Genomic DNA, 19,943 nt, shown 5'->3' on the forward strand with positions numbered 1-19,943 from the left:
CCTCCGCCGCCGGCCTTCCCAGGCTATCCCAGAGGCGCAGCGCCTGCGCCCGGCCCCGATGCCGCAGGGCGGGGCGTCCCCGGCCGGGCTAGAGGCCGAGCCTTCCCAGCTTGCGCCGCACCCGGCCCAGCGGCGAGGCCATCGCCTTGCGCGCGGCGGCGATTTCGCGGCGGCGCGCCTCGGGAAGCTCCGGCGCCGCCGCAAGCGGCGCGGGCGTGCCGGTCCGGTAGCCGAAACGCTCGAGATCGCGGGCGTAGAGCGCGTCGATCCGGGCGAGATCGGCAGGCCCGGGCACGGCCCTGTCCCGGGCGGTGCCGGCATTCTGGCCCTGCTCGTTGATCCGCGGCAGCGCGCGCGGCCCGGCGGTGCTGCCGGTCAGCGCGTCGAGCCAGTCGATGATCGCGTCGAGCCCGTGCTCGGCATGGAACACCGCCGCGCCCTCGGGAACGATCTCGTCCATCGGCCGGACATGGTTGTCGAAGACGAAGGGATCCGCCGCGCGGCGCTCGGCGATGTCCTCCAGCCATTCGCCGAAGCCGGTCGCGGCGGGGACGGTCTTTTCGACATCGCGCTGGAAATGGTAGGCGCTGACCAGCCGCGCGACCGGGTGGCGGACGATGGCGAAGGCGGCATCGAAGAAGCCTTCGGGAAAGAGCCGGGCGAGGCTGGCGCAGTCGACATGCTGCGGCGAGCTGCGCGACCAGCGCTGCGCGGGGGGGCGGTCGGTATGGCGGCTGTCGCTGAAGGCGAGCTTGCCGAAGCGCTGCGCCAGGTACCAGTTCACCGAAGAGCCGCCGCATTTCGGCACATGCGCATAGTACACCAGCTTGTCGGCAGCCTTGAAGATCGGCATGGGCGGGACTCTCCGGCCAGGAAGATAGCGCCCGCAGTATGCATTGCCGGACGGCGAAGGAAAGCCGGATCGCGGCTCTTCCGTCCAGGAAGGTTGACAGAAGCTTGACATCCCGCGCGAGACAGGGCCGCCGCGCGCGCCCCCCCTGCCGTTGCCGCTAGGATCGGCCGGGGACTTTGCGCCGCCGTCCGGGACGGGCTTACATGCGCCCGGCACCGCCTTGCTGGCGGGGGCCGCATGACCGGTCGAAGCTGTGAGGTCCGATGTCTGGAACTGTCGCTAAATATCCCTCCCGGGGGCCAACGAGAAGGACCACACTGGCCATGATGACCCAAATTTCGATCGGACTGGCGTTGCGCACGCAGCCTGCGGCGGGAGAGGCGGCCCCCCCTGAGCCGGAGATTACCTGGATCGCCACGGCCGGGGAGTTCAGCCGCGACCAGGTGATTTTCGACAGCGGCGCGCAGCTTGGCCTGGCGGCGGCCCCGGTGCCGCTCTCGGGCAGCACCGACGCTCCGGACGGCACCGCGATCGAGGCCCGGGCGGTGGCGGCCGAGGCCGGCGGCCAGGCCACGGGCTGGCGCCAGGTCGGCACGGCGCAGGGCGGCGCCTGGAGCGGCAGCTTCGTACTGCCGCGCAGCACCGCCTGGATGCGGATCCAGACCCGCCCGGCCGGATCGACGAAGATCCGCGCCATGGCGGCGCGCTGCGCGGCGGGGCATGTCTGGGCGGTCTGGGAGCAGTCGAACTGGAACCGGATCCAGGATTACGACAGCTCGATGGAGGACCAGCTCTTGCCGGTCGCCCGGCCCGGCGACATGCAGGTGGTCAAGCGCGACGGCCAGGGCGGCGCGGTCTTCGTGCCGGTCTCGACCGATGAGTTCGTCTCGCCCGCGGTTTCGGACATGGCCAATGCCTTCAGTGTCATGCGCCCGGGCGAGAAGCTGTGCATCCTTTTCCACACCCAGTCCGGCACCAGCCCGCAGGATGCCCTGACCATGGTGGAGGAGGATGCCGAATACGGCACCGAGGGCATCCGCGACTGGGCGGTCGAGGCGCAGATCCACGCGCTCGGCACCCAGGACGGCCAGGCGGTCGGCATGGTCTTCTGCGCCGGCTGGATCGCCTTCAATGCCGGGGCGGCGAGCACGCCGAACGTGATCGCCAACTACTTCCTCGGCCACAACATGGCGGGCGGGGCCACGACCCCGGTGGCGCAGGGCCTGCCACGGCTGATGCCGGCGGGCCAGGGCGGGCTCTACGACTACGGCTATACCCGCTTCGCCTGGGCCGGACCGCATGGCCGGGCCAAGTCGCTGCCCGCCGCTGCGGCCATCGCCGATGCGTCCCAGCTCCCGGGCTATGCCGTCACCGCCGATACCGAATATGACGGGATGATCGCCGCGCTGGCTGCGGGCATGGGCGCAGCGGAGAACCCCGAAACGCTGCCCTATATCGGCCCGACCTCGGGCGCGGAGCGCGATCCGGCCGACACTGCGCACATGACCAAGAGCACCCCGGAAGGGCGGCAGCGCCTGGCCCGGATCGGCCTGCACAACATGCTGCAGACGCTGGGCCTGGCTCCGACGGCCCTGCCGGTGCTCGACCAGCGCTGGGACGTGCCGGACGGCTCGGCGGCCTATTTCGGCATTTCCGGGCGCGACCTCTCGACCGAGCGGCTGCGCCAGGGGCTGCCCGCCATTCCCGGCCTCGAGGCCCATGGCGGCCCGGCTGCCAGCCACCGCACCGAGGTGATGGGCTTTGCCATCAACACCGCCCCGGCGCAGACGGCGGAGATCCATGCGGTCACCGCCGCGGAGGTGGCGGCGGGCTGCCCGATGGCCGAGGGGCAGAAAGTGGCCCGGGTGCTGCCCAATGCCGGCGTCTTCACCTATGCCGACAACATCGTCTACGGCCCCGGCGCGCTGCCCGGCTACCAGGTGGAGGAGGACTATGCCGACCGTGCCTGCCTGAACTGGCTGGTGGCGGACATGGGCCAGCCGCAGGAGCTCCTGCCCGCGCTGCCGGTGCAGCACATGGCGGGCGTGGCGCTGCCCTCGACGCTGACGGCGCCGCAGCAGTTCGCGGTGGCGGGCGGCACGGTCTTCAATGACCCGGACACGATCGGCAGCGGCCGGACCGCGATGCGCGCCCGGGTGGTCGGCAAGGTCACGGGCAGCCCGAATATCCACGGCCTGGCCAATGCCTATGTCACCAATTTCGAGCTCCGCTTCGACAATGGCGCCTTCGTGCTGATGCATAACGGCACCGCGCTCTCCACCGCGGCGGACTATGCCAAGGACGTGGTCTACGAGGTGGTCGGGCTGGTCGACATCGCCGCCGCCCGTACCGCGATCTGGGTCGACGGCACGCTGGTGGCCGAGGATGCCGCTGCGCCGGTCGCCCCCTTCGCCACCGGGCGCAAGGCCCAGTTCCTCGCCCGCTCGGGCGGTGCGAACAAGGCGTGGGGCACCTTCTCCAGCCTGGAGCTGTGGTTCAGCGATCCCGAGGGCGCGGGCGCGCCCTACAAGACTGTCGCGGGCACCGCCGCCGCGGTCAATGCCGATCCCTGGAAGACCGGAGACGACGCCGCCTGAGCCCGGCGGGCGGGGCGGGACATATTTGCCAGTCCGGCAAGGCTGCGCTTGTCCCGCCCCGACAGACCGCTATCCTGCTGCCCAACCAGGGGCCGGGCGCGGCCGCGAAGCGCCCCAGCAAAGAGCGCTGCCATGATTTCCAAGCTCAGGAATTTCCTGTTCCGCAAGATCGTCGTCAGATCCACTCTCTGGTGGTACCGGTCCGTCTACGGCATGGATATCGGCGACCATACCCGGATCTCGCGGGGGGTGCGGCTGGACCGGACCAACCCGCAGGGCATCCATATCGGCAGCTACACCGCCATCACCAAGGGCGTGTCGATCATCTCGCATGACTTCGTGATGCGCCAGTGGCGGCCGATCCGCATCGGCTCCAACTGCTTCATCGGCTTCAACGCGGTGATCCTGCCCGGGGTCACGATCGGCGACGGATGCATCGTCTCGGCCAATTCGGTGGTGGTCAAGGACGTGCCGCCCAATTGCGTGGCGATGGGCAATCCCGCCCGCGTCGTGGAGCAGAACATCCGCACCAGCTACTGGGGCATCCGCCTCGACAAGGGCAATGACAGCCCGGTGGCCTACTAGCCGGCGGCTGGAGGCGGATCCCGGCGCCGCCGCAGGGCGGTCGCGTTTTCCGGACGGACGGAAAGGGATCGGGAACCTTTCCGGTGCCCTACTGGCAGGGAAAGACAACGCGTTGCGTGAGCTCCGCCTGCCGGGCTACTAAAGTCCCGAGGGGCCGGGCGCAGCGGCGACGCTGCGCTTTCCGCCGTTAAGGCATATTCGAAAGGACCTAATTCTTGACCGACAGTCTCGCTCCCGAAATCCGCCGTGTCTTTGCCGATGTCTGGCAGACCGAGAACGGCACGGAGGCGCCCGAGCTGCAGGAGGATACCGTGCTCCTCGACTCCGGGCTCGACAGCCTCGGCTTCGCCATCTTCGTCAGCCAGCTCGAGGACGAGCTGGGCTTCGACCCCTTCACCCTGGCCGAGGATGCCTACTATCCGCAGACCTTTGCGGAGTTCGTCGCCTTCTACGAGAAATACCGGCCGAAGGCGGCCTGAGCCCGGCGATGGATAGCCCGCTGTCCGAGCGCACCCTGTCCCGCAGCATCCTGGCCCGGCCCGCCGGCGCGGACTGCCTTGCGCTGTCCCCCGCGGGCCGGCTCGGGGCCGGGCGCGCCCGCGCCCTGGGCCCCGCGCCGCAGATCGCCCCGGAGATGACCGTGGCCGTCTCGGTCGCCGACGGGCTAGCGCTGCTCGAGACGCTGATCGCGCTCGACGGCCAGGTGGCGGGGCTGCTCCTGGTCTCCGCCGCTGCCGGTCCCGGCGTGGTGGCCGGGCTGGCCGCGGCGGCCGGCGCCGCGGCCGTGATCTCGGACCGCGGCGATCTCGACGGCGCGCTGCCCCCGGCCGCGGCGCTGGGACCGGCGGGGCCGCCCCGCACGGCCACCACCTGGATGATGACAACCTCGGGCACCACCGGCCTGCCGAAGATCGTGCCGCACACGCTGCAGAGCCTGGCGCGCAGCGTGCGCCGCGATCCGCTGGCGCGCGCACCGGTCTGGGGCATGGTCTACGAGATGACCCGCTTCGCCGGGCTGCAGGTGGCGCTGCAGTCGCTGATCGGCGGCGGCACGCTGGCGCTGGCGCCGCGCCAGGCGCCGCTGGCGGAGCAGATCGGCTTCCTGGCCGCGTCCGGGGTCACCCACCTGTCGGCGACGCCGACGCTCTGGCGGCGCCTGCTGATGGCGCCCGGCGCCGCGGCGCTGCCGCTCCGCCAGGCGACGATGGGCGGCGAGATCGCCGACCAGGCGGTGCTCGACGCGGCGGCGCGGCAGTTCCCGCAGGCGCGGCTGACCCATATCTACGCCTCGACCGAGGCCGGGGTGGGCTTCGCCGTCAATGACCGCCGCGCGGGCTTTCCGCTGGCCTATGCCGAGGACGCGCCAGGAGGGACCGGCATCCGGATCCGCGACGGGCTGCTCTGGCTGCGTCCGCCCGGCGGGCGCGTCGCGCGCTACCTGGGCGGCCAGGCGCTGGAGACCGACGCCGACGGCTACGTCAATACCGGCGACCGGCTGGAGGTGGCAGGCGACCGCGCCGTCTTCCTCGGCCGCGACAGCGGCGTGGTCAATATCGGCGGGGTCAAGGTCCATCCCGAGCGGGTGGAGCATGTCATCGCCGCCGTCGACGGGGTGGGCCTGGCCGCGGTCTCCTCGAAGAAGAGCCCGATCACCGGGGCGCTGCTGGTGGCAACCGTGGTGCCCGCCGACCCGCAGGCCGATCGCGGGGCGCTGAAGGCGCGCATCCTCGAGGCCTGCCGCGGCAACCTGGAGCGGGAGGCGGTGCCCGCGCGGATCGCCTTCGCCGACACGCTGGAAACCAATGCCGCGGGCAAGATCGCCCGCCTCTGAGAGCCAAAGCACGAGACGCCCATGCAGAATGTCATCGTCACCGGAAATTCCCGCGGCCTCGGCCTGGCGATTTCCCGCCGCGTCGCCGCCGATCCGCGCTTCCGCCTGATCGGCCTGAGCCGCAGCCTCAGCCCCGACTACCAGGCGCTGATCGACGCCGCGCCGGAGCGGGTGCTGCACCTGCCCTTCGACGCCGCCGATACCGCTGCGATCCCGGGCCTCGTCAAGGGGCTGACCGAGACCCACGGGCCGGTCTGGGGGCTGGTGAACAATGCCGCCATCGGCATGGACGGGGTGCTGGCGACGATGCATGCCACCGACATCCAGAAGGCGCTGAAGGTCAATCTCGAAAGCCCGATCGTGCTGGCCAAGTACGTCTCGCGCTCGATGCTGTCCGCGCGGCAGGGGCGGATCGTCAATATCAGCTCGATCATCGCCTCCACCGGCTTCCACGCGCTCTCGGTCTATGCGGCCACCAAGGCCGGGCTCGAGGGCTTCACCCGCTCGCTCTCGCGCGAGCTGGGCAAGCGCGGCATCACCGTCAACGCGGTGGCGCCGGGCTACATGGAGACCGGGATGACAGCGGGCATCGACGAGCACAACCTCGCCATGATCCGCCGCCGCGCGCCCCTGGGCCTGCCGACGCCGGAGCAGGCGGCCGGGGCGGTGATGTACCTGCTTGGCGAGGATGCCGCGCGCACGACCGGCCATGTGATCACCGTCGACGGCGGCTCCACCGCCTGAGCGCACGGGACAGGGAGGACCGGCCATGACGACTTTCCCGACCGGCGCCGCGCTGATGGATGCCCGCCTGCAGGGCCAGGCCCGCGGGCTGGGGCTGCAGCGGGCCTATTTCGACCTGCGCGAATACGCCCGCGCCCGGCGCGAGCGCCTCGATCTCGCCGCCAACCGCGACGCCGGCGTGCTTTTCGTGCATGTGCCCAAATGCGCCGGCACCACCATCATCCGGCAGCGCCCGCTGGCCCATGGCCACCGCTCGGCGGCGTTCTTCAAATGGCGCGACCCCGGGCTCTTCGACGCCTGCTTCACCTTCGGCTTCACCCGCAACCCCTATGACCGGCTGGTCTCGGCCTTCCACTACCTGCGGTCGCAGAAGACCTCGGTCCGCGACGGGGAATTCGGCCGGCGCGCGCTCGGCCGCTATGCCGGGTTCCGCGATTTCGCCGAGGATCTCGCCCGCGGGCGCACCCGGCGCCGGGTGCTGGGCTGGGTGCATTTCCTGCCGCAGAGCTACTATCTGTGCGACGCCCGTGGCAATCTTCTGGTCGATTACGCCGGGCGGACCGAGACCTTCGCCGCGGATCTGGAGCAGATCAACGCTCGCACCGGGCTCGGGCTGCAGAATGCCCGCGAGCGCGCCGTCCCCCGCGAAGACTGGCGCAGCTTCTACACCGCGCAGAGCGCGCGTGCCTGCGAGGAGATCTATGCCGAGGACTTCGAGATCTTCGGCTATGAACGCCTGCGCGATTTCTGAGCCGCGCCCCCGAGAGGAGACGACATGCGCCCCATCTGCCTTCCCGCCGTCCTGCGGCGCGCCCTGCCGGGGGCCCTGCTGGCCCTGGCCCTCGCGGGCCCGGGTGCGCTCCGCGCCGCCGACTGGCCGGTCTCCGCCCCCGGTGCGCCGGCCGCTGCGGGCGGCTTCGCCTCGCTCGCCGCGGCGCTGTCCAGCGGGAAGCTGGCGGAGGGCGACCGGCTGCTGCTGGCCCCCGGCGACTACGGCAAGGTCGAGATCCGCGGCCTCCGCTTCGCCCGCACGGTGACGGTCGGCTCGGCCGATCCCGCGCATCCGGCGCATCTCGACCTGCTGCGGGTGCGCGGCAGCGCCGGGCTGGCCTTCGAGGATCTGGCCGTCTGGCCGCAGAAGCCCCTGGGCGGCCATCCGACCCTGGTCTCGGCCGATGGCAGCTCGCAGCGCATCCGCTTCTCCCGGCTCGACATCCGCGGCGGGCCGGAGGCGGAGGACTACTACAGCTGGCCCGCCGGCAAATGGCTGGAGACCTGGCGGCTCAAGGGCGCGCATCTGGCCGGGCCCGACATGGTGCTCGAGGACAGCACCCTGACTGCGGTCTCGATCGGCATCGGCGTCACCGGCGCGCGCGCGCGGGTCACCGGCAACGAGGTGCGCGGCTTCTCGCGGGACGGGCTGCGCGGCTTCGGCCAGGGCACGCTGTTCCAGGGCAACACCATCCGCGACTGCGTCAAGGTCGACAACAACCACGATGACGGCTTCCAGTCCTGGACGAAGGTGGGCGGCGCGCCGGAGGTGGTGCGCGACATCACCCTCGACGGCAACCGGATCTTCGAATGGACCGGCGATCCCGGCCATCCGCTGCGCTGCCATCTGCAGGGGATCAGCATGTTCAACGGCCCCTACCGGAACATGACGATCCAGAACAACCTGGTGGTGATCCGCGCCTTCCAGGGGATCGCGCTCTACGATGCCGAGGGCAGCCGCGTGGTCAACAACACCGTGGTCAATATCGACGGGCCCAGCCGGACCCAGCCCTGGATCATGGAGCGGCGCGAGAACACGCCCGCGGGCGCGGCGGAGAACCTGTTCGCCAACAACCTCGCCGCGGCGCTGAAGCTCGGCCCGGCGCGCGGGCTGGCGGCGCATAACATGGTGGTGCCGCTGCCTGCGCGGGTCTTCGCCGATCCGGCAGGCTTCGACTACCGGCTGCGGCCGGGCAGCCCGGCGATCGATGCCGGCGATCCGCAGGCGGCGCCCGGCCACGACATCGAGGGGCGGCCGCGCCCCGCGGGGGCAGGGCCCGATATCGGCGCCTACGAACGGCCCTGAGCCGGGCTCAGCGGGGGCCGCGGGCGAAGGCGCGCGCCGCCGCCTCCGCCGGGAGCCGCGCCCGCACCGCCCGCGGCGCGGGCAGGCCGAAGCTCGCCGCGATCACCGTCCAGGCCTCGTGCGGCGCGCGGCGCAGGAGCAGCCGCCCGGCCTGGGCCAGCGAATAGGCCAGACCGCCCGGCAGCGCCGCGGGATGGAAGCGGCGCAGGAAGCGGATGCGGCCGCGATGCTTGAAATAGAGCGAGAAGGCCGAGGCGCTGCGGCCGACCACCGGCGAGCCGATCGCCGTGCCGCCCCAGTGATAGGCGACGAGCCCGGGACAGTAGGCCAGGGGCATCGCGCCCCGGCGCATCGCCCAGTCGACTTCCTCGTAGTACAGGAAATAGTCCTCGGCCATCGGACCCGCCGCCTCGAGGAAGGCGCGGCTGGCCACCATCGAGGCGCCGGTGACGAAATCGAGCCGGGCAGGATCGGGCGGCGTGCTGTCCGCGGGGCGGCCGAGATTGTAGTTGCCGGTCACGCCGGTGCGCCGGTTCAGCAGCCCGCCGTCGATCTGGATCGTGTCCGGGCGCTCCAGGTAGATCACCCGCCCGCCCATCAGCGCATAGCGCTCGCCCTGGGCCAGCCGCCGGGCCAGCGCTGCGACCGAGGCGGCAGGCACCATCGCATCGGGGTTGAGCACCCAGAAATGGCCGGCCGCCGGATCGCGCGCCAGCGCCGCCAGGCCCAGATTCACCCCGCCTGCGAAGCCCAGATTGCCGCCCGCGCGGATCAGCGCCAGATCGGCTCCCTCGCGGGGCAGGGTCTCCGGTCCGCCCTCGGCCAGCGCCAGCGGGCGCGGCACCGGCGCCAGGGCGAAGGGCAGCCCGGCGGGCGGCGCATAGGGGCGGCTGCCATCGGCCCAGCCGCGCACCGCCCCGAGCGTGCCGTCGGGAGAGTCGTTGTCGACCACCACCACCCGCAGCTCGCCCAGCCCCTCCGCAGCCAGCAGCGCGCGGGCGGCCATCAGGCTCTCCAGGCAGCCCGCGATCACGTCCTCGGCGGCGAAGGTGACCACGACGACGCCGATCACGGGCAGGGCGGAGGGGGCGGGGGTCATGTCGGGCACCTTTGCGGAAGGGAGGAAGGCCGGGCTCAGCCCGGCGCGGCGGCGGTGATCTTGCGGCCCTGCGCGTCGACGGCCATGCCGCAGATGCGCAGGGCCTCGGCGCGCAGCGCGTCATCGGCGAAGAGCGCGCGGCCCTCGGGCCGGCCGAGCAGGACCTGCCAGCGCTCGTCGACCTTCATCCGGCTGCCGGTGGCGGGCGGCGACAGCAGCCGCCGCAGGTAGTGGCCCGGCCGCGCGGCCAGCCGCGACAGGAACTTCGCCGAGGCGTACTTGCCCGGGCGCGACATCATGCGGGCATAGCTCGGCCGCGGCACCCCGTCGAAGGAGCTGCCCGAGCCCTGGGCCGGCACCTGCTCCAGCGTCGCCTCGCTGTAGCGCCCGCCGAGCCGCGCGCAGAGCGCCCGGCGCCAGGCCGCGTCGGATTTCCAGCGATGGAAGGGCAGCACGCTCTGCGGATCGGCTGCCTGGCGCGCGGCGATGGCCAGCCAGTTGGCGCGGAAGAGCTCCCAGGAGGGATCCGAGGTCAGCGGACGGCCGCCGCTTTTCACCCGGTCATTGGCGGCGACGCGGCTGGCCCAGTTGTTGTAGGGGTCGCGCAGCACGGCGAAGTCGAAGAGCTGGCAGCCGGGGAACTGCCCTGCCGGGAAGGGCGCGACACTGTCGAGCAGCAGCCGCGACGGGTCGGCGGCATGGCGCACGGAATCCTCGAAGGAGAAGATCAGGCAGTCCGCCGGACTCTCTGCCAGCAGCCTCCCGAGCGCGGCGCGGTCGGCGAAGAGCGCATGGGGCTGGTTGTTGCGGAACTCGGCGCCGGGAAACAGCGAGACCACCCAGTCGAGGATGGCGTGGTTTCCGGAGCGCTGCAGCCCGGAACAGACGATGATCTTGCGCTTCGGCATGCTCCGCCCTTCAGCTCTGCGCGGCAAGTTCCGGGCGGGGAGGGCCCTCCGGCATTCTTGCCACAGCCAGGCGGCTCAGGGGAAGGGGCGATGGCGGAAGGCCAGGCCGCAGAGGCGCAGCACGGCATACTGCACCCGGCCGAGCCCGTAGAGCCCGCGGCAGAGCCGCGCCGCGGCCTCGTCCGATTGCGCCGCCGCACGGCGGATCATCTCGACCTGGCCCTGGCGCTGGCCGCGCATGTTGGCCGCCAGCGTGTCGCCGCTGTAGCGGCGGCGGAACTTCTCGCGCCAGCGCTCGAGGCTGACCGCATCGTAATGCGCGATCAGCGGCAGCGGCGCGGGCAGCAGCTCGGCCGCGGGGCGCGCGACCGGGCGACCGCCACGCTGCGGGGCATGGCAGCCGATCCGGTCATAGGCCCGGCCCGGCCGCAGCGCCGACTTGCCATGGGCATGCCCGGCCAGCCCCGCATGCATCAGCCGTCCGAGCCGCCCGTAGAGCAGCGGCCGCAGCGGCAGGAAGGCGCGGCTGGGGAAGGGGCGGCGGAAATAGCTGCTGGCAAAGGCCTCGCCGAAGCGGTCGCCCGGTCCCCAGACGGCTTCGGCATTGGGCAGCCGCACCGCCTCGACCTCCTCCGGCACCGCCGCGAGGATCTCGCCGAGCGGCCGCGGCGCGATCAGGAACTCGTCGGCATCCACGACCAGCAGCCAGTCCGAGCCGCAGCCGGCCGCGGCCCGGCGGTAGACCACGTCCTGCTTCTCCTCGATCGAGGCGGGCAGGCCGCCGCTTGCCTTCGCCCAGAAGGCGGCGTCGCAGAGCACGAGCTCCAGCCGCGGATCCGCCGCCGCGGGCGCCTGTGCGGCCGGGCCGTCCCAGAACAGGTAGAGCCGCTCCAGCGGCTGCGCCAGGTAGTGGCCGAGCACGCGCTGCATCACCTCCTCTGACTCGTTGGCGATGATGACGACGGAATAGCTGGCCATGTTCCCTCCGGATCCGCCTGCGCGATGGCGCGATCCTGCCGCGTTTGCCGCCGCCCTTGCAAGCCGGGCCGCGCGCCAGAAAGCCGCCCATTTGCCGTACTGCACTGTCGCCTCACCGGGCGGGGTTTGCTATGGCTCGGTATATTGTTGCCGTTCCAGGAGCGCATTCCATGCATATTGTGATTTTCGGTCTCGGATATGTGGGCTTCACCGCCGCCTGCTGCATTGCCAGCGAGGGCCATTCGGTGACCGGCATCGATGTCAGCGAGAAGAAGGTCCGGGACATCCTGGCGGGATCGGCGCCGATCGTCGAGCCGGGGGTCGGGGAGATGCTGCAGGAGGGGCTGGCCGCGGGGCGCATCACGGCGGCGACCGAGATCGGCAGCCATCTCGACACGGCCGACCTGGCGCTGGTCTGCGTCGGCACGCCCTCGGCGCCGGACGGCTCGCACAATATGGGCTTCATTGCCGGGGTCAGCCGCCAGATCGCGCTGGCGCTGAAGCAGGGCCCGGCGCGGGAGCGGCCGCTGGCCGTTGCCTACCGCTCGACCATCCGGCCGGGCTCGGTCGAGGATCTGATCCGTCCGATCTTCTCCTCGGTCCTCGGAGAGGACACGGAGCGCCTGGCGGAGCTGGTCTACAATCCCGAATTCCTGCGCGAGGGCTCGGCCGTGAAGGACTATTTCGCGCCGCCGAAGATCGTCGTCGGCACCCGCGACGGCCGCCCCAGCGCGGTGATGGAGGAGCTCAACCGCAATATCGCGGCGCCGGTCTTCCATGTCGGCTACCGCGAGGCGGAATTCACCAAGTTCGTCGACAACACCTGGCATGCGGTGAAGGTCGCCTATGCCAACGAGATCGGCCGGGTCTGCCTCAATCTCGGCATCGAGGCCTCGAAGGTGCACGAGATCTTCAAGTCCGACACCAAGCTGAACATCTCGGCCTACTACACCCGCCCGGGCGGCGCCTTCGGCGGATCCTGCCTGCCCAAGGACGTGCGCGCGCTGCAATTTATCGGAACCGACAGCGGCACCGCGATGCCGCTGGTGGACAGCCTCCTGCGCTCCAACGAGGCGCACAAGCACCGGCTCTACGAATATGCCGCCGAGGGGCTCGCCCCCGGGGCGAAGGTGCTGCTGGCCGGGCTGGCCTTCAAGGTCGCCACCGACGACCTGCGCGAGAGCCCCAATGTCGACCTGGCGCGCAAGCTGCTGCAGGCCGGCTACGACCTGGAGATCTACGACCCGGCCGTCGATGCCGGCAAGCTGGTCGGCGCCAATCTGGGCTACACCTATTCGCAGCTGCCGATGATCGAGAAGATCCTCGTCAGCCGGGCCAGGGCGGAATCGACCCCTTATGCCAGGGTCATCGCCGCCAATACCACGGTGGCCGGGCTGGACCTGCCCGCGGGGATGCCGGTGCGCGACCTCAACGCGCTCTGAGCCGTCTCAGCGGGAATAGCCCGGGCGCTGGTGCCAGGCCCAGGCCGTGGCGATCATCTCTTCGAGCGTCGAATGCGCGGGCGCCCAGCCCAGCAGCTCTGCCGCCTTCACCGAGCCCGAGACCAGCGAGGCGCAATCCCCCGCCCGGCGCGGCCCGACCGAATGCGGCACCGGCTCGCCCGTGACGCGGGCCACCGCTTCGACCACCTCGCGCACCGAGAAGCCGCGCCCGGTGCCCAGGTTGAAGACCTCCGGCGCGCCGCCCGCCAGCAGGTAGCCGAGCCCCAGCAGATGCGCCGAGATCAGGTCGGTGACATGGACATAGTCGCGCACGCAGGTGCCGTCCGGGGTGGGATAGTCCTCGCCATTGACGGTCAGCTCGGGGCGCCGCCCGCGCACCGCGTCGAGCGCCAGCGGGATCAGATGCGTCTCGGGGCGGTGGAACTCGCCCAGCTGGGTCTCGGGATCGGCGCCCGCGACGTTGAAGTAGCGGAAGAACACATGGCGCAGCGAGACGCCCGGCGCGGCGGCGAAATTGCGTACCAGATCCTCGACCGCGCGCTTGGAGGCGCCATAGGCGTTGGTCGGGGTCTGCGCGCAGCTCTCGTCCAGCATCACCCCGTCCTGCTCGCCATAGGTGGCGCAGGTCGAGGAGAAGACCAGGTTCTCCACCCCGGCTTCCGCCATCGCCTCGACCAGGCGCAGCGAGCCGACGACGTTGTTCTCCCAGTAGAGGCCGGGATCGCGGCTGGCCTCGCCGACATTCGACAGCGCCGCGAAATGCATCACCGCCGCCGGGCGGTGCCGCGCCATCACCGCGCCCAGCCGGTCGCGGTCGCGCAGGTCGCCCTCCTCGGCGGGGCCGAACTGCACCGCCTCGCGCCAGCCGGTGGAGAAATTGTCGTAGGTGACCGGCACATGGCCCGCCGCCGCCAGCGCCTTGCAGGCATGGCTGCCGATATAGCCCGCGCCGCCCGTTACCAGGACCGTTTCACCCATCAGACCGCTCCTGCTGTCCCGTCTTCCGCCGCGCCTCAGCGCCCGATCGCGGCATAGGCCTCGAAGCCCGCCGCCGTCACGTCCTCGCGGCTGTAGATGTTGCGCAGATCCGCCATCACCGGGGTCGCCATGGCCTGGGCCAGGCGGCCGAGATCGAGCGCGCGGAACTCGTTCCATTCGGTCAGCAGCACGATCCCGTCCGAGCCCTCGGCAGCGGCATAGGGATCGGTCATCCACTCCACCCCGGGCAGCAGCGCCTCGCCCTCGCGGCGGCCCTGCGGATCGACCACCCGCACCTTGGCGCCGCCGCCGACCAGCGCCGGAACGATGGTCAGCGATGGGCTCTCGCGCATGTCGTCGGTATTGGGCTTGAAGGTCACCCCCAGAATGGTCAGCACCTTGCCGTTGACCGAGCCGCCGCACAGATCGATCACCTTGTCGATCATCCGCCGCTTGATCTGGTCGTTGACCGCCATCACCGTCTCGGTGATGCGCATCGGCACGGCATGGTCCTGGCCGATCCGCGCCAGCGCCGAGGTGTCCTTGGGAAAGCAGGAGCCGCCATAGCCGGGGCCCGCATGCAGGAACTTGTTGCCGATCCGGCCGTCGAGCCCCATCCCCTTGGAGACCGATTTCACGTCGGCGCCGACCTTCTCGCAGAGGGTGGCGATCTCGTTGATGAAGCTGATCTTGGTCGCCAGGAAGGCATTGGCGGCGTACTTGATCATCTCGGCGGATTCCAGGTCGGTATAGACGATCGGGAAATCGCGCAGGAAGAGCGGGCGGTAGACCTCGCCCATCACGTCCCGGGCGCGGTCGTCCTCGATCCCGACCACGACGCGGTCGGGGCGCATGAAATCGTCGATCGCCGCGCCCTCGCGCAGGAATTCGGGATTGGAGGCCACCGCGAAATCCGCATCCGGCGCGGTGCGGCGGATGGTGTCGGCGACCTGGCGGTTGGTGCCGACCGGCACGGTCGATTTCGTCACCACCACGGCGAAGCCCTTGAGGTTCTTCGCGATCTCCTCGGCCGCGGCCATCACGTAGGTCAGATCGGCATGGCCGTCCCCGCGCCGGGTCGGCGTGCCCACGGCGATGAAGATCGCATCCGCCCCGTCCATCGCCCCGGCCAGGTCGGTGGTGAAGCTCAGCCGTCCGGCCTGGACGTTGCGGGCCATGACGCTGTCGAGACCCGGCTCGTAGATCGGCACCTCGCCGCGCTCGAGCATCTCGATCTTGGCTGGCATCTTGTCCACGCAGACCACCTCATGGCCGAAATCCGAGAAGCACACCCCCGAAACCAGCCCGACATACCCTGTTCCCAGCATCACGATCTTCATGAAAACCCAACGCGCGATGCGCCCTCTAAAAGTGACCACCTGCCATGCAGGTAATTCTGCATGATTGCCATCCTCCCGATTACCCTAGCTCCCGCCAGTTGTCAGCATGGCGTTTCGACTCCCGCCGCGGGCACCGGACAGACGACCGAGGGCAGGACCGGTCTCGGGGACCCGGATCAGAGGGAATCCACTACGGCCGGCACGGGGAATTCCAAGTTAAATATCTTTTTTTACAGATAGTTACGACCAGCCCTTTTCCGCGCCATAGCCGCGTCGGGCCATCCGCCTCCGCGCAGCACACGCCATTTTGCCGCAACTTCAGCAGACCTGCCGGAGGATTTGGAACGCTGTGCCGGACGGCATCTGCCTGTTTTCATGATGGGTCTACACGCACGGGCCGGTGGGCGTTGTTGCGCAACTTGCTGCTGAGGCATGATAGCCCCTTTCCCCGTCGACGTCATGCCACGCTGACGATCTCAGCGGTGCCGAGCGCATTGAACCGGTTGATGAGGGTGCTGCGGATCTGGATTTCGGCGGTTTGCCGGTCCGGATTTCTTGCGGCGATGCGCTCGCCGAAGGCCTTGAGGCACCGCATTTTCGCCTCGATCCGGCTTCGGACATGGCATCCGGTCCATCGCGTCCAGAACGCCCTGCCATAGTGCCGGGTGGCGCGAAGGGGTTCGTTTCGGGCGGTTGCCGCAGGGCAGTTCCCTTTCCACGGCCGACCTGCGGATAGGGATGATCGGCGTGGCCTGACGGTCGATGAGGGCGGCGTGGCAACGGCGCGTGTCTGCGCCCCATCCACTGCCCGGCAGGCGATTGCGCAGCAATCTGCCGAGAGGGGCGGTCACGGTGCCGATCTCTTCGCCCGCGGGGATCTGGTTGAACAGTTCCGGCAAGATAGGACTGTCACCATCGCTGCCGGGAGTGAATTCCACGGCGCGGATGTCAGAGGTGGCGGCATCCGTGGCCAGATGCACCTTGCGCCATTGGCGACGGCCCTGAACACCGTGCTTGCGCGCCAGCCACTCATTCATCGGGCTTTCGCGGCGCCACTGGCGCCACGGTCCCTCTTCATTCACCGGGAAACTTGATGCCGGTGCTGTCCGCTGCCCGGCAGGGCATTGCGCAGCAATGCCCGAGAGGGGACCAGCAGGTTCAGGGGGCCGTCGGCGCGCCGATACGGGAGCTGGACGGCGAGCGTCTTCTGCCGACGGCACAGGGTCGTGTCGTCCGGCACCGCCCAGTCCAGGCCCGCCAACTTCAGCAGGCTGGCAGCCATCCCGGTCGCTTGCCGGGGCGGCAGCTTGAACAGGACCTTCATGGTCAGACAGAACCGGATCGCATTCGTCGGGCAGACGGCCTCCCGGACCGTTTGCTGATCCTCCTCATTCCGAGAACAATGCGGGGCGGCCGGGGCGGCCGTCATGCCGCGCGAGCCAGGTCATCTCCTTGTCCAGCCAGATCAGTAGCGACCCGCGCTTGCGAAGCGAAGCCGTGTAGCTGGACCAGTTCGTCGTGCGGTAGAGGGCAGGTGCAGGCTTGCTCATGCACCTCGTCTAACCGCATGGTTTCACGATGTGACTCCTTTGCAGACTGAGTTCTGCAACAACGCCATTCTGGAGTATCTTTATGGTCTGAAATCGGAAAAGTTCAGCTTCCATCCTGACCTTATCGAACAATTATGTGAAGCAAGCCCTTCACAAATTGACTGGCTGGAGAGACGAATTGGCTCAACCCGGCCCGGAGACCGTTCAGGGGTGCATCCTGCCGCCGTCCGGTCTCTGAAGGAATTGATGAGACCTTCGCCTGAAACTCTGGACACCCTTGCCGAGACCGTTGGCCTATCCCCATCTGGGCTGACTTCGGCAGATCAAATCGTCGGTGACCTGAGAGAACTCGGCAAGCGCGCCGCCTAGATATTGCTGCGATTTTGCATCCGTTGAATGCGCCGTGGCTCTGGACTCTCGCCACTGAAGCATAGTCCAAGCCACCTCCTGCTCTCGGTCCGGACCTATAGCAGGATGGCGATGGATAATCGTCGATCCTGAGGGCCTGTCCATATTCGACAATCAGGATCAGGAAATCTCGCGTGCAGATATCGCGGGAGGCTATGGCTTCTGTCCGGGAAAAAGTCAGTCCATCAGCATCAACGCGGGGCACTCTCCCGGCCGCCGTCTGCCGGACTGCCTGTCAGATGACACTTGGAGTCTTGTCATGGATTGGTTCAAGCGGCCACCGATCCTTGATGCCGGCGGCCGGACGCGGGCGCGCTAGTCCGCTCCGGGCGGCCGGGCTTCAAGGCCCGGGTCGCTGCGAAAGTCAGTGCATAAATGCACACTTATGGGGCCGTTTTGGGTAATTTCAATCATCAGCGCAGAAGTCTAGGTTCCTTCTTGTCCAAGGCGGCACAGAGAGCCGCAACCAAGGCGCCGGGGATCGGCGCGAAGAAGGAAGAGATCAATGACCACCAAGTTTGCCGCCATCGCCGCCCTCGCCATCGCCGCTTCGGGCATCGCCGCAACCGCCAGTGCCTCCGACCAGCTCGCCCGCTCGCTCGGCGTCGCGCCGGGCGCCTACAGCACCGCCCAGCTGATCCAGCTGCGCAACGCCCTGGAAGACGGCGACAGCCAGCGCGCGGCCTTCATCATCGACGGCTCCTCCGCCGCAGGCGCCACCGCCGGCAGCCAGCTCGCCGCCAGCCTCGGCGTGGCACCGGGCAGCTACTCCACCGCCGATCTGGCCGCGCTGAAAGCCGCCGTCGAGAAAGGCGATGCAAGCCGCACCGCCTTCATCGCGGACAGCCATCAGGTCACCGCGCGCAATGCCGCCGCCGTCTCGGCGAACCGCCAGCTGCCGCTCAGCCTGGGCGTCGCTCCGGGCGAGGCCGACGCGGCCACCCTGGCCGCGCTCTATCTCGACGCGACCGGCCGCGCGGACGACTGACCCGTGCTTCTTTCCGACCTTGCCGAAGCGCCCCTCCGGGGGCGCTTTTGCATGTCCGGTCCCTGGTGCCGCGGGGCGGGGATGCCGGGAAATTAACCGGTATTTCAACGATCTGCTGGCTGACCTTGCCCCCGGTTCCCGGACTGGGCTGATATTCGCTATGCGGCGATCGCGGCGGCCATGTCGATCCTTGCCTGCTCGGGCGTGCGGTATCCGATGCTCGAATGGCGGCGGCGCCGGTTGTGGAAGATTGCGATGCACTCGAACAGCGCGGACTTCGCCTCCTGGCGCGTCCTGAACCTGGTGTGGCGGACCAGGTCATTCTTCAGGGAACCGAAGACGCTTTCCATTGGAGAATTGTCCGGGAAATTCCCCCTTCCTGCTGCCTCATGCGGGGTGGTTGTCACCGGCGCTGGTCTACTAGCCGAGAAATGATATCAGCCAACCCGGTCAGAAGGTGCGACGAGTAGCTTAAATTACGCCAGATCCTGTTCAACGACCGGGGAGCGGTTCGATGCATTGTTTCCGGGAGCAGTTCCGGGCCCGCGAGGCTGTAGCTCGTGCTTTGCCCGCCGCCCTCGTCCTTGCGCAGAACGCCGGGCCCGGCTCCGAAGAGGAAAATGCGGTGCGCCGCCGACGGAACGTGACGGAAAACCGCGCCCCGCCAGAAACCGTTCGAGGCCCGCCGCGGGCTTTCCGGTAGACACGTTCCGGCAAGACGTCGATTTTCATGAATCGAATGCGGCACAAATGCGGTTCAAGGGATCAGGACATCATCTTCCGGTGAAGAGGTGCAGATTGTCAGGGAGCTGCATGGAGCGCGGGACTTGCCGCAGCAGTTCCAATGACCGCGTCCTGAAATGCCACGCGGCAGCTTGCGGTCCGGCGGCATGACATCATGTGTCCTGCTGGCAGGCCGCTGTCCGCGACGGCCCTGGCGCGGCGAGGCCGCTGCGTGGACATGGCCCGACCTTGCCATCAGCTCCGGCACGGCGCCGGAGGCTGGAAATGCGGTCCCCCGGCGGCAGGCGGCGGAGGAACCCCACGGCGAGCCACTCCCAGCCTCCGCCGGCCGCGGAAGGCCGAGTCTGCGGTGACCTCCCCCAACCAATTGATTTAAATTTATAAAAATTGTGGAAATGCACCCCGGGGCGCTTGGACTTCATCTTCCGGCTTGCGCCACACCAGCTCCAGTGCCGGGCGGAATTCCTCCCACGGCACGATGGTATCAAGCTCGGCAAGCGGGTCCTTCTTGGCAACCAGGCTTGCATAACGATCTGAAAGATCGAAGAAATCCATCTGAGACATCGTCATGCCCCAACCGCTGAACGCCTCACACGTCATACCCCGGTCGAGGCGCAGCGGCAATTTTCAGAGGTGCCCCTGAGTGAATGCGGATGGCGGTCCCTATTTCCTGCCTGCCATTGCCGCGCTGACACCACTGGTGCGAAAATTGCTCTGGAATCTTTCAGCAACTTCAATATGCTCAGAAAAAAGCAATCTATGGCACAAGTGATGAATGCAGCCGAGATTGGGCAGGCTAT

At 69.2% G+C, this 19,943-nt stretch carries 17 protein-coding genes and 2 pseudogenes; 10 read left to right on the forward strand and 9 right to left on the reverse strand.

All coding sequences use genetic code 11. The features are described 5' to 3' along the window. Positions 1-88: 88 nt before the first annotated feature. Complete coding sequence (locus tag FGX59_RS26355; RefSeq protein ID WP_171060842.1) at positions 89-853, reverse strand: sulfotransferase family 2 domain-containing protein; 765 nt, start codon at positions 851-853, stop codon at positions 89-91. Positions 854-1,176: 323 nt separating this feature from the next. On the opposite strand from FGX59_RS26355, the gene FGX59_RS26360 reads away from it, so the two are divergent. The 7 genes from FGX59_RS26360 to FGX59_RS26390 all read left to right on the forward strand — a co-directional run bounded on the left by FGX59_RS26360 (position 1,177) and on the right by FGX59_RS26390 (position 8,687). Next, positions 1,177-3,450, forward strand: coding sequence for a hypothetical protein (locus tag FGX59_RS26360; RefSeq protein WP_138470115.1), 2,274 nt, complete (start codon positions 1,177-1,179; stop codon positions 3,448-3,450). A gap of 132 nt (positions 3,451-3,582) precedes the next feature. Beyond that, positions 3,583-4,035, forward strand: coding sequence for a DapH/DapD/GlmU-related protein (locus FGX59_RS26365; protein WP_138470116.1), 453 nt, complete (start codon positions 3,583-3,585; stop codon positions 4,033-4,035). 215 nt (positions 4,036-4,250) lie between these two features. Further along, positions 4,251-4,514 carry an acyl carrier protein gene (locus tag FGX59_RS26370; protein WP_206078440.1) on the forward strand — a complete coding sequence of 88 codons (264 nt, stop codon included), beginning with the start codon at positions 4,251-4,253 and terminating at the stop codon, positions 4,512-4,514. 8 nt (positions 4,515-4,522) lie between these two features. After that, positions 4,523-5,866, forward strand: coding sequence for a fatty acid--CoA ligase family protein (locus tag FGX59_RS26375; RefSeq protein WP_138470117.1), 1,344 nt, complete (start codon positions 4,523-4,525; stop codon positions 5,864-5,866). 21 nt (positions 5,867-5,887) lie between these two features. Next, positions 5,888-6,610: an SDR family NAD(P)-dependent oxidoreductase gene (locus tag FGX59_RS26380; protein ID WP_138470118.1), complete on the forward strand. Its 723-nt coding sequence runs from the start codon at positions 5,888-5,890 to the stop codon at positions 6,608-6,610. A gap of 25 nt (positions 6,611-6,635) precedes the next feature. Continuing rightward, positions 6,636-7,361, forward strand: a complete 726-nt coding sequence (locus tag FGX59_RS26385) for a sulfotransferase family 2 domain-containing protein (RefSeq protein ID WP_138470119.1) — start codon at positions 6,636-6,638, stop codon at positions 7,359-7,361. 24 nt (positions 7,362-7,385) lie between these two features. Continuing rightward, on the forward strand, positions 7,386-8,687 hold the full coding sequence (locus FGX59_RS26390; RefSeq protein WP_138470120.1) for a right-handed parallel beta-helix repeat-containing protein: 1,302 nt from the start codon (positions 7,386-7,388) through the stop codon (positions 8,685-8,687). A 7-nt stretch (positions 8,688-8,694) separates the two neighbouring features. Here FGX59_RS26390 and FGX59_RS26395 read toward each other — a convergent pair whose 3' ends face one another. The 3 genes from FGX59_RS26395 to FGX59_RS26405 form a co-directional block, all read right to left on the reverse strand. After that, the gene (locus FGX59_RS26395) at positions 8,695-9,786 is read right to left on the reverse strand and encodes a glycosyltransferase (RefSeq protein WP_138470121.1); all 1,092 of its coding nucleotides are present in this window, start codon (positions 9,784-9,786) and stop codon (positions 8,695-8,697) included. Between the two features lie 35 nt (positions 9,787-9,821). Next, entirely contained in the window at positions 9,822-10,694 is an 873-nt protein-coding gene (locus FGX59_RS26400; RefSeq protein WP_138470122.1) for a hypothetical protein, read from the reverse strand. 75 nt (positions 10,695-10,769) lie between these two features. Next, positions 10,770-11,672, reverse strand: coding sequence for a glycosyltransferase family 2 protein (locus tag FGX59_RS26405; protein WP_138470123.1), 903 nt, complete (start codon positions 11,670-11,672; stop codon positions 10,770-10,772). 170 nt (positions 11,673-11,842) lie between these two features. Between FGX59_RS26405 and FGX59_RS26410 the strand changes: the two genes are divergently transcribed. After that, on the forward strand, positions 11,843-13,114 hold the full coding sequence (locus FGX59_RS26410) for a nucleotide sugar dehydrogenase (RefSeq protein WP_138470124.1): 1,272 nt from the start codon (positions 11,843-11,845) through the stop codon (positions 13,112-13,114). A gap of 6 nt (positions 13,115-13,120) precedes the next feature. Here FGX59_RS26410 and galE read toward each other — a convergent pair whose 3' ends face one another. The 3 genes and pseudogenes from galE to FGX59_RS26425 all read right to left on the reverse strand — a co-directional run bounded on the left by galE (position 13,121) and on the right by FGX59_RS26425 (position 17,003). Next, positions 13,121-14,113 (reverse strand): UDP-glucose 4-epimerase GalE, encoded by a 993-nt coding sequence (galE, locus tag FGX59_RS26415; protein ID WP_138470125.1) that lies wholly within the window; start codon positions 14,111-14,113, stop codon positions 13,121-13,123. A 35-nt stretch (positions 14,114-14,148) separates the two neighbouring features. Continuing rightward, positions 14,149-15,453 carry a UDP-glucose/GDP-mannose dehydrogenase family protein gene (locus tag FGX59_RS26420; protein ID WP_138470126.1) on the reverse strand — a complete coding sequence of 435 codons (1,305 nt, stop codon included), beginning with the start codon at positions 15,451-15,453 and terminating at the stop codon, positions 14,149-14,151. A 457-nt stretch (positions 15,454-15,910) separates the two neighbouring features. Further along, positions 15,911-17,003: pseudogene (locus FGX59_RS26425) on the reverse strand (IS5 family transposase). A 39-nt stretch (positions 17,004-17,042) separates the two neighbouring features. On the opposite strand from FGX59_RS26425, the gene FGX59_RS26430 reads away from it, so the two are divergent. Both FGX59_RS26430 and FGX59_RS26435 read left to right on the forward strand, forming a co-directional pair. Beyond that, entirely contained in the window at positions 17,043-17,372 is a 330-nt protein-coding gene (locus FGX59_RS26430) for a hypothetical protein (RefSeq protein WP_138470127.1), read from the forward strand. Between the two features lie 544 nt (positions 17,373-17,916). Then, positions 17,917-18,399: a hypothetical protein gene (locus FGX59_RS26435; RefSeq protein WP_138470128.1), complete on the forward strand. Its 483-nt coding sequence runs from the start codon at positions 17,917-17,919 to the stop codon at positions 18,397-18,399. Between the two features lie 158 nt (positions 18,400-18,557). On the opposite strand, the gene FGX59_RS26440 is transcribed toward FGX59_RS26435, so the two are convergent. Together FGX59_RS26440 and FGX59_RS26445 are read right to left on the reverse strand one after the other, a co-directional pair. After that, positions 18,558-18,806 (reverse strand): IS3 family transposase, encoded by a 249-nt coding sequence (locus FGX59_RS26440; RefSeq protein WP_370296316.1) that lies wholly within the window; start codon positions 18,804-18,806, stop codon positions 18,558-18,560. A 727-nt stretch (positions 18,807-19,533) separates the two neighbouring features. Beyond that, a pseudogene (locus FGX59_RS26445) lies at positions 19,534-19,707 on the reverse strand (IS5/IS1182 family transposase); the annotation flags it as partial. Positions 19,708-19,943: the final 236 nt, after the last annotated feature.

This window comes from Poseidonocella sp. HB161398, from assembly GCF_005870025.1.
Taxonomy (GTDB): domain Bacteria; phylum Pseudomonadota; class Alphaproteobacteria; order Rhodobacterales; family Rhodobacteraceae; genus Mangrovicoccus.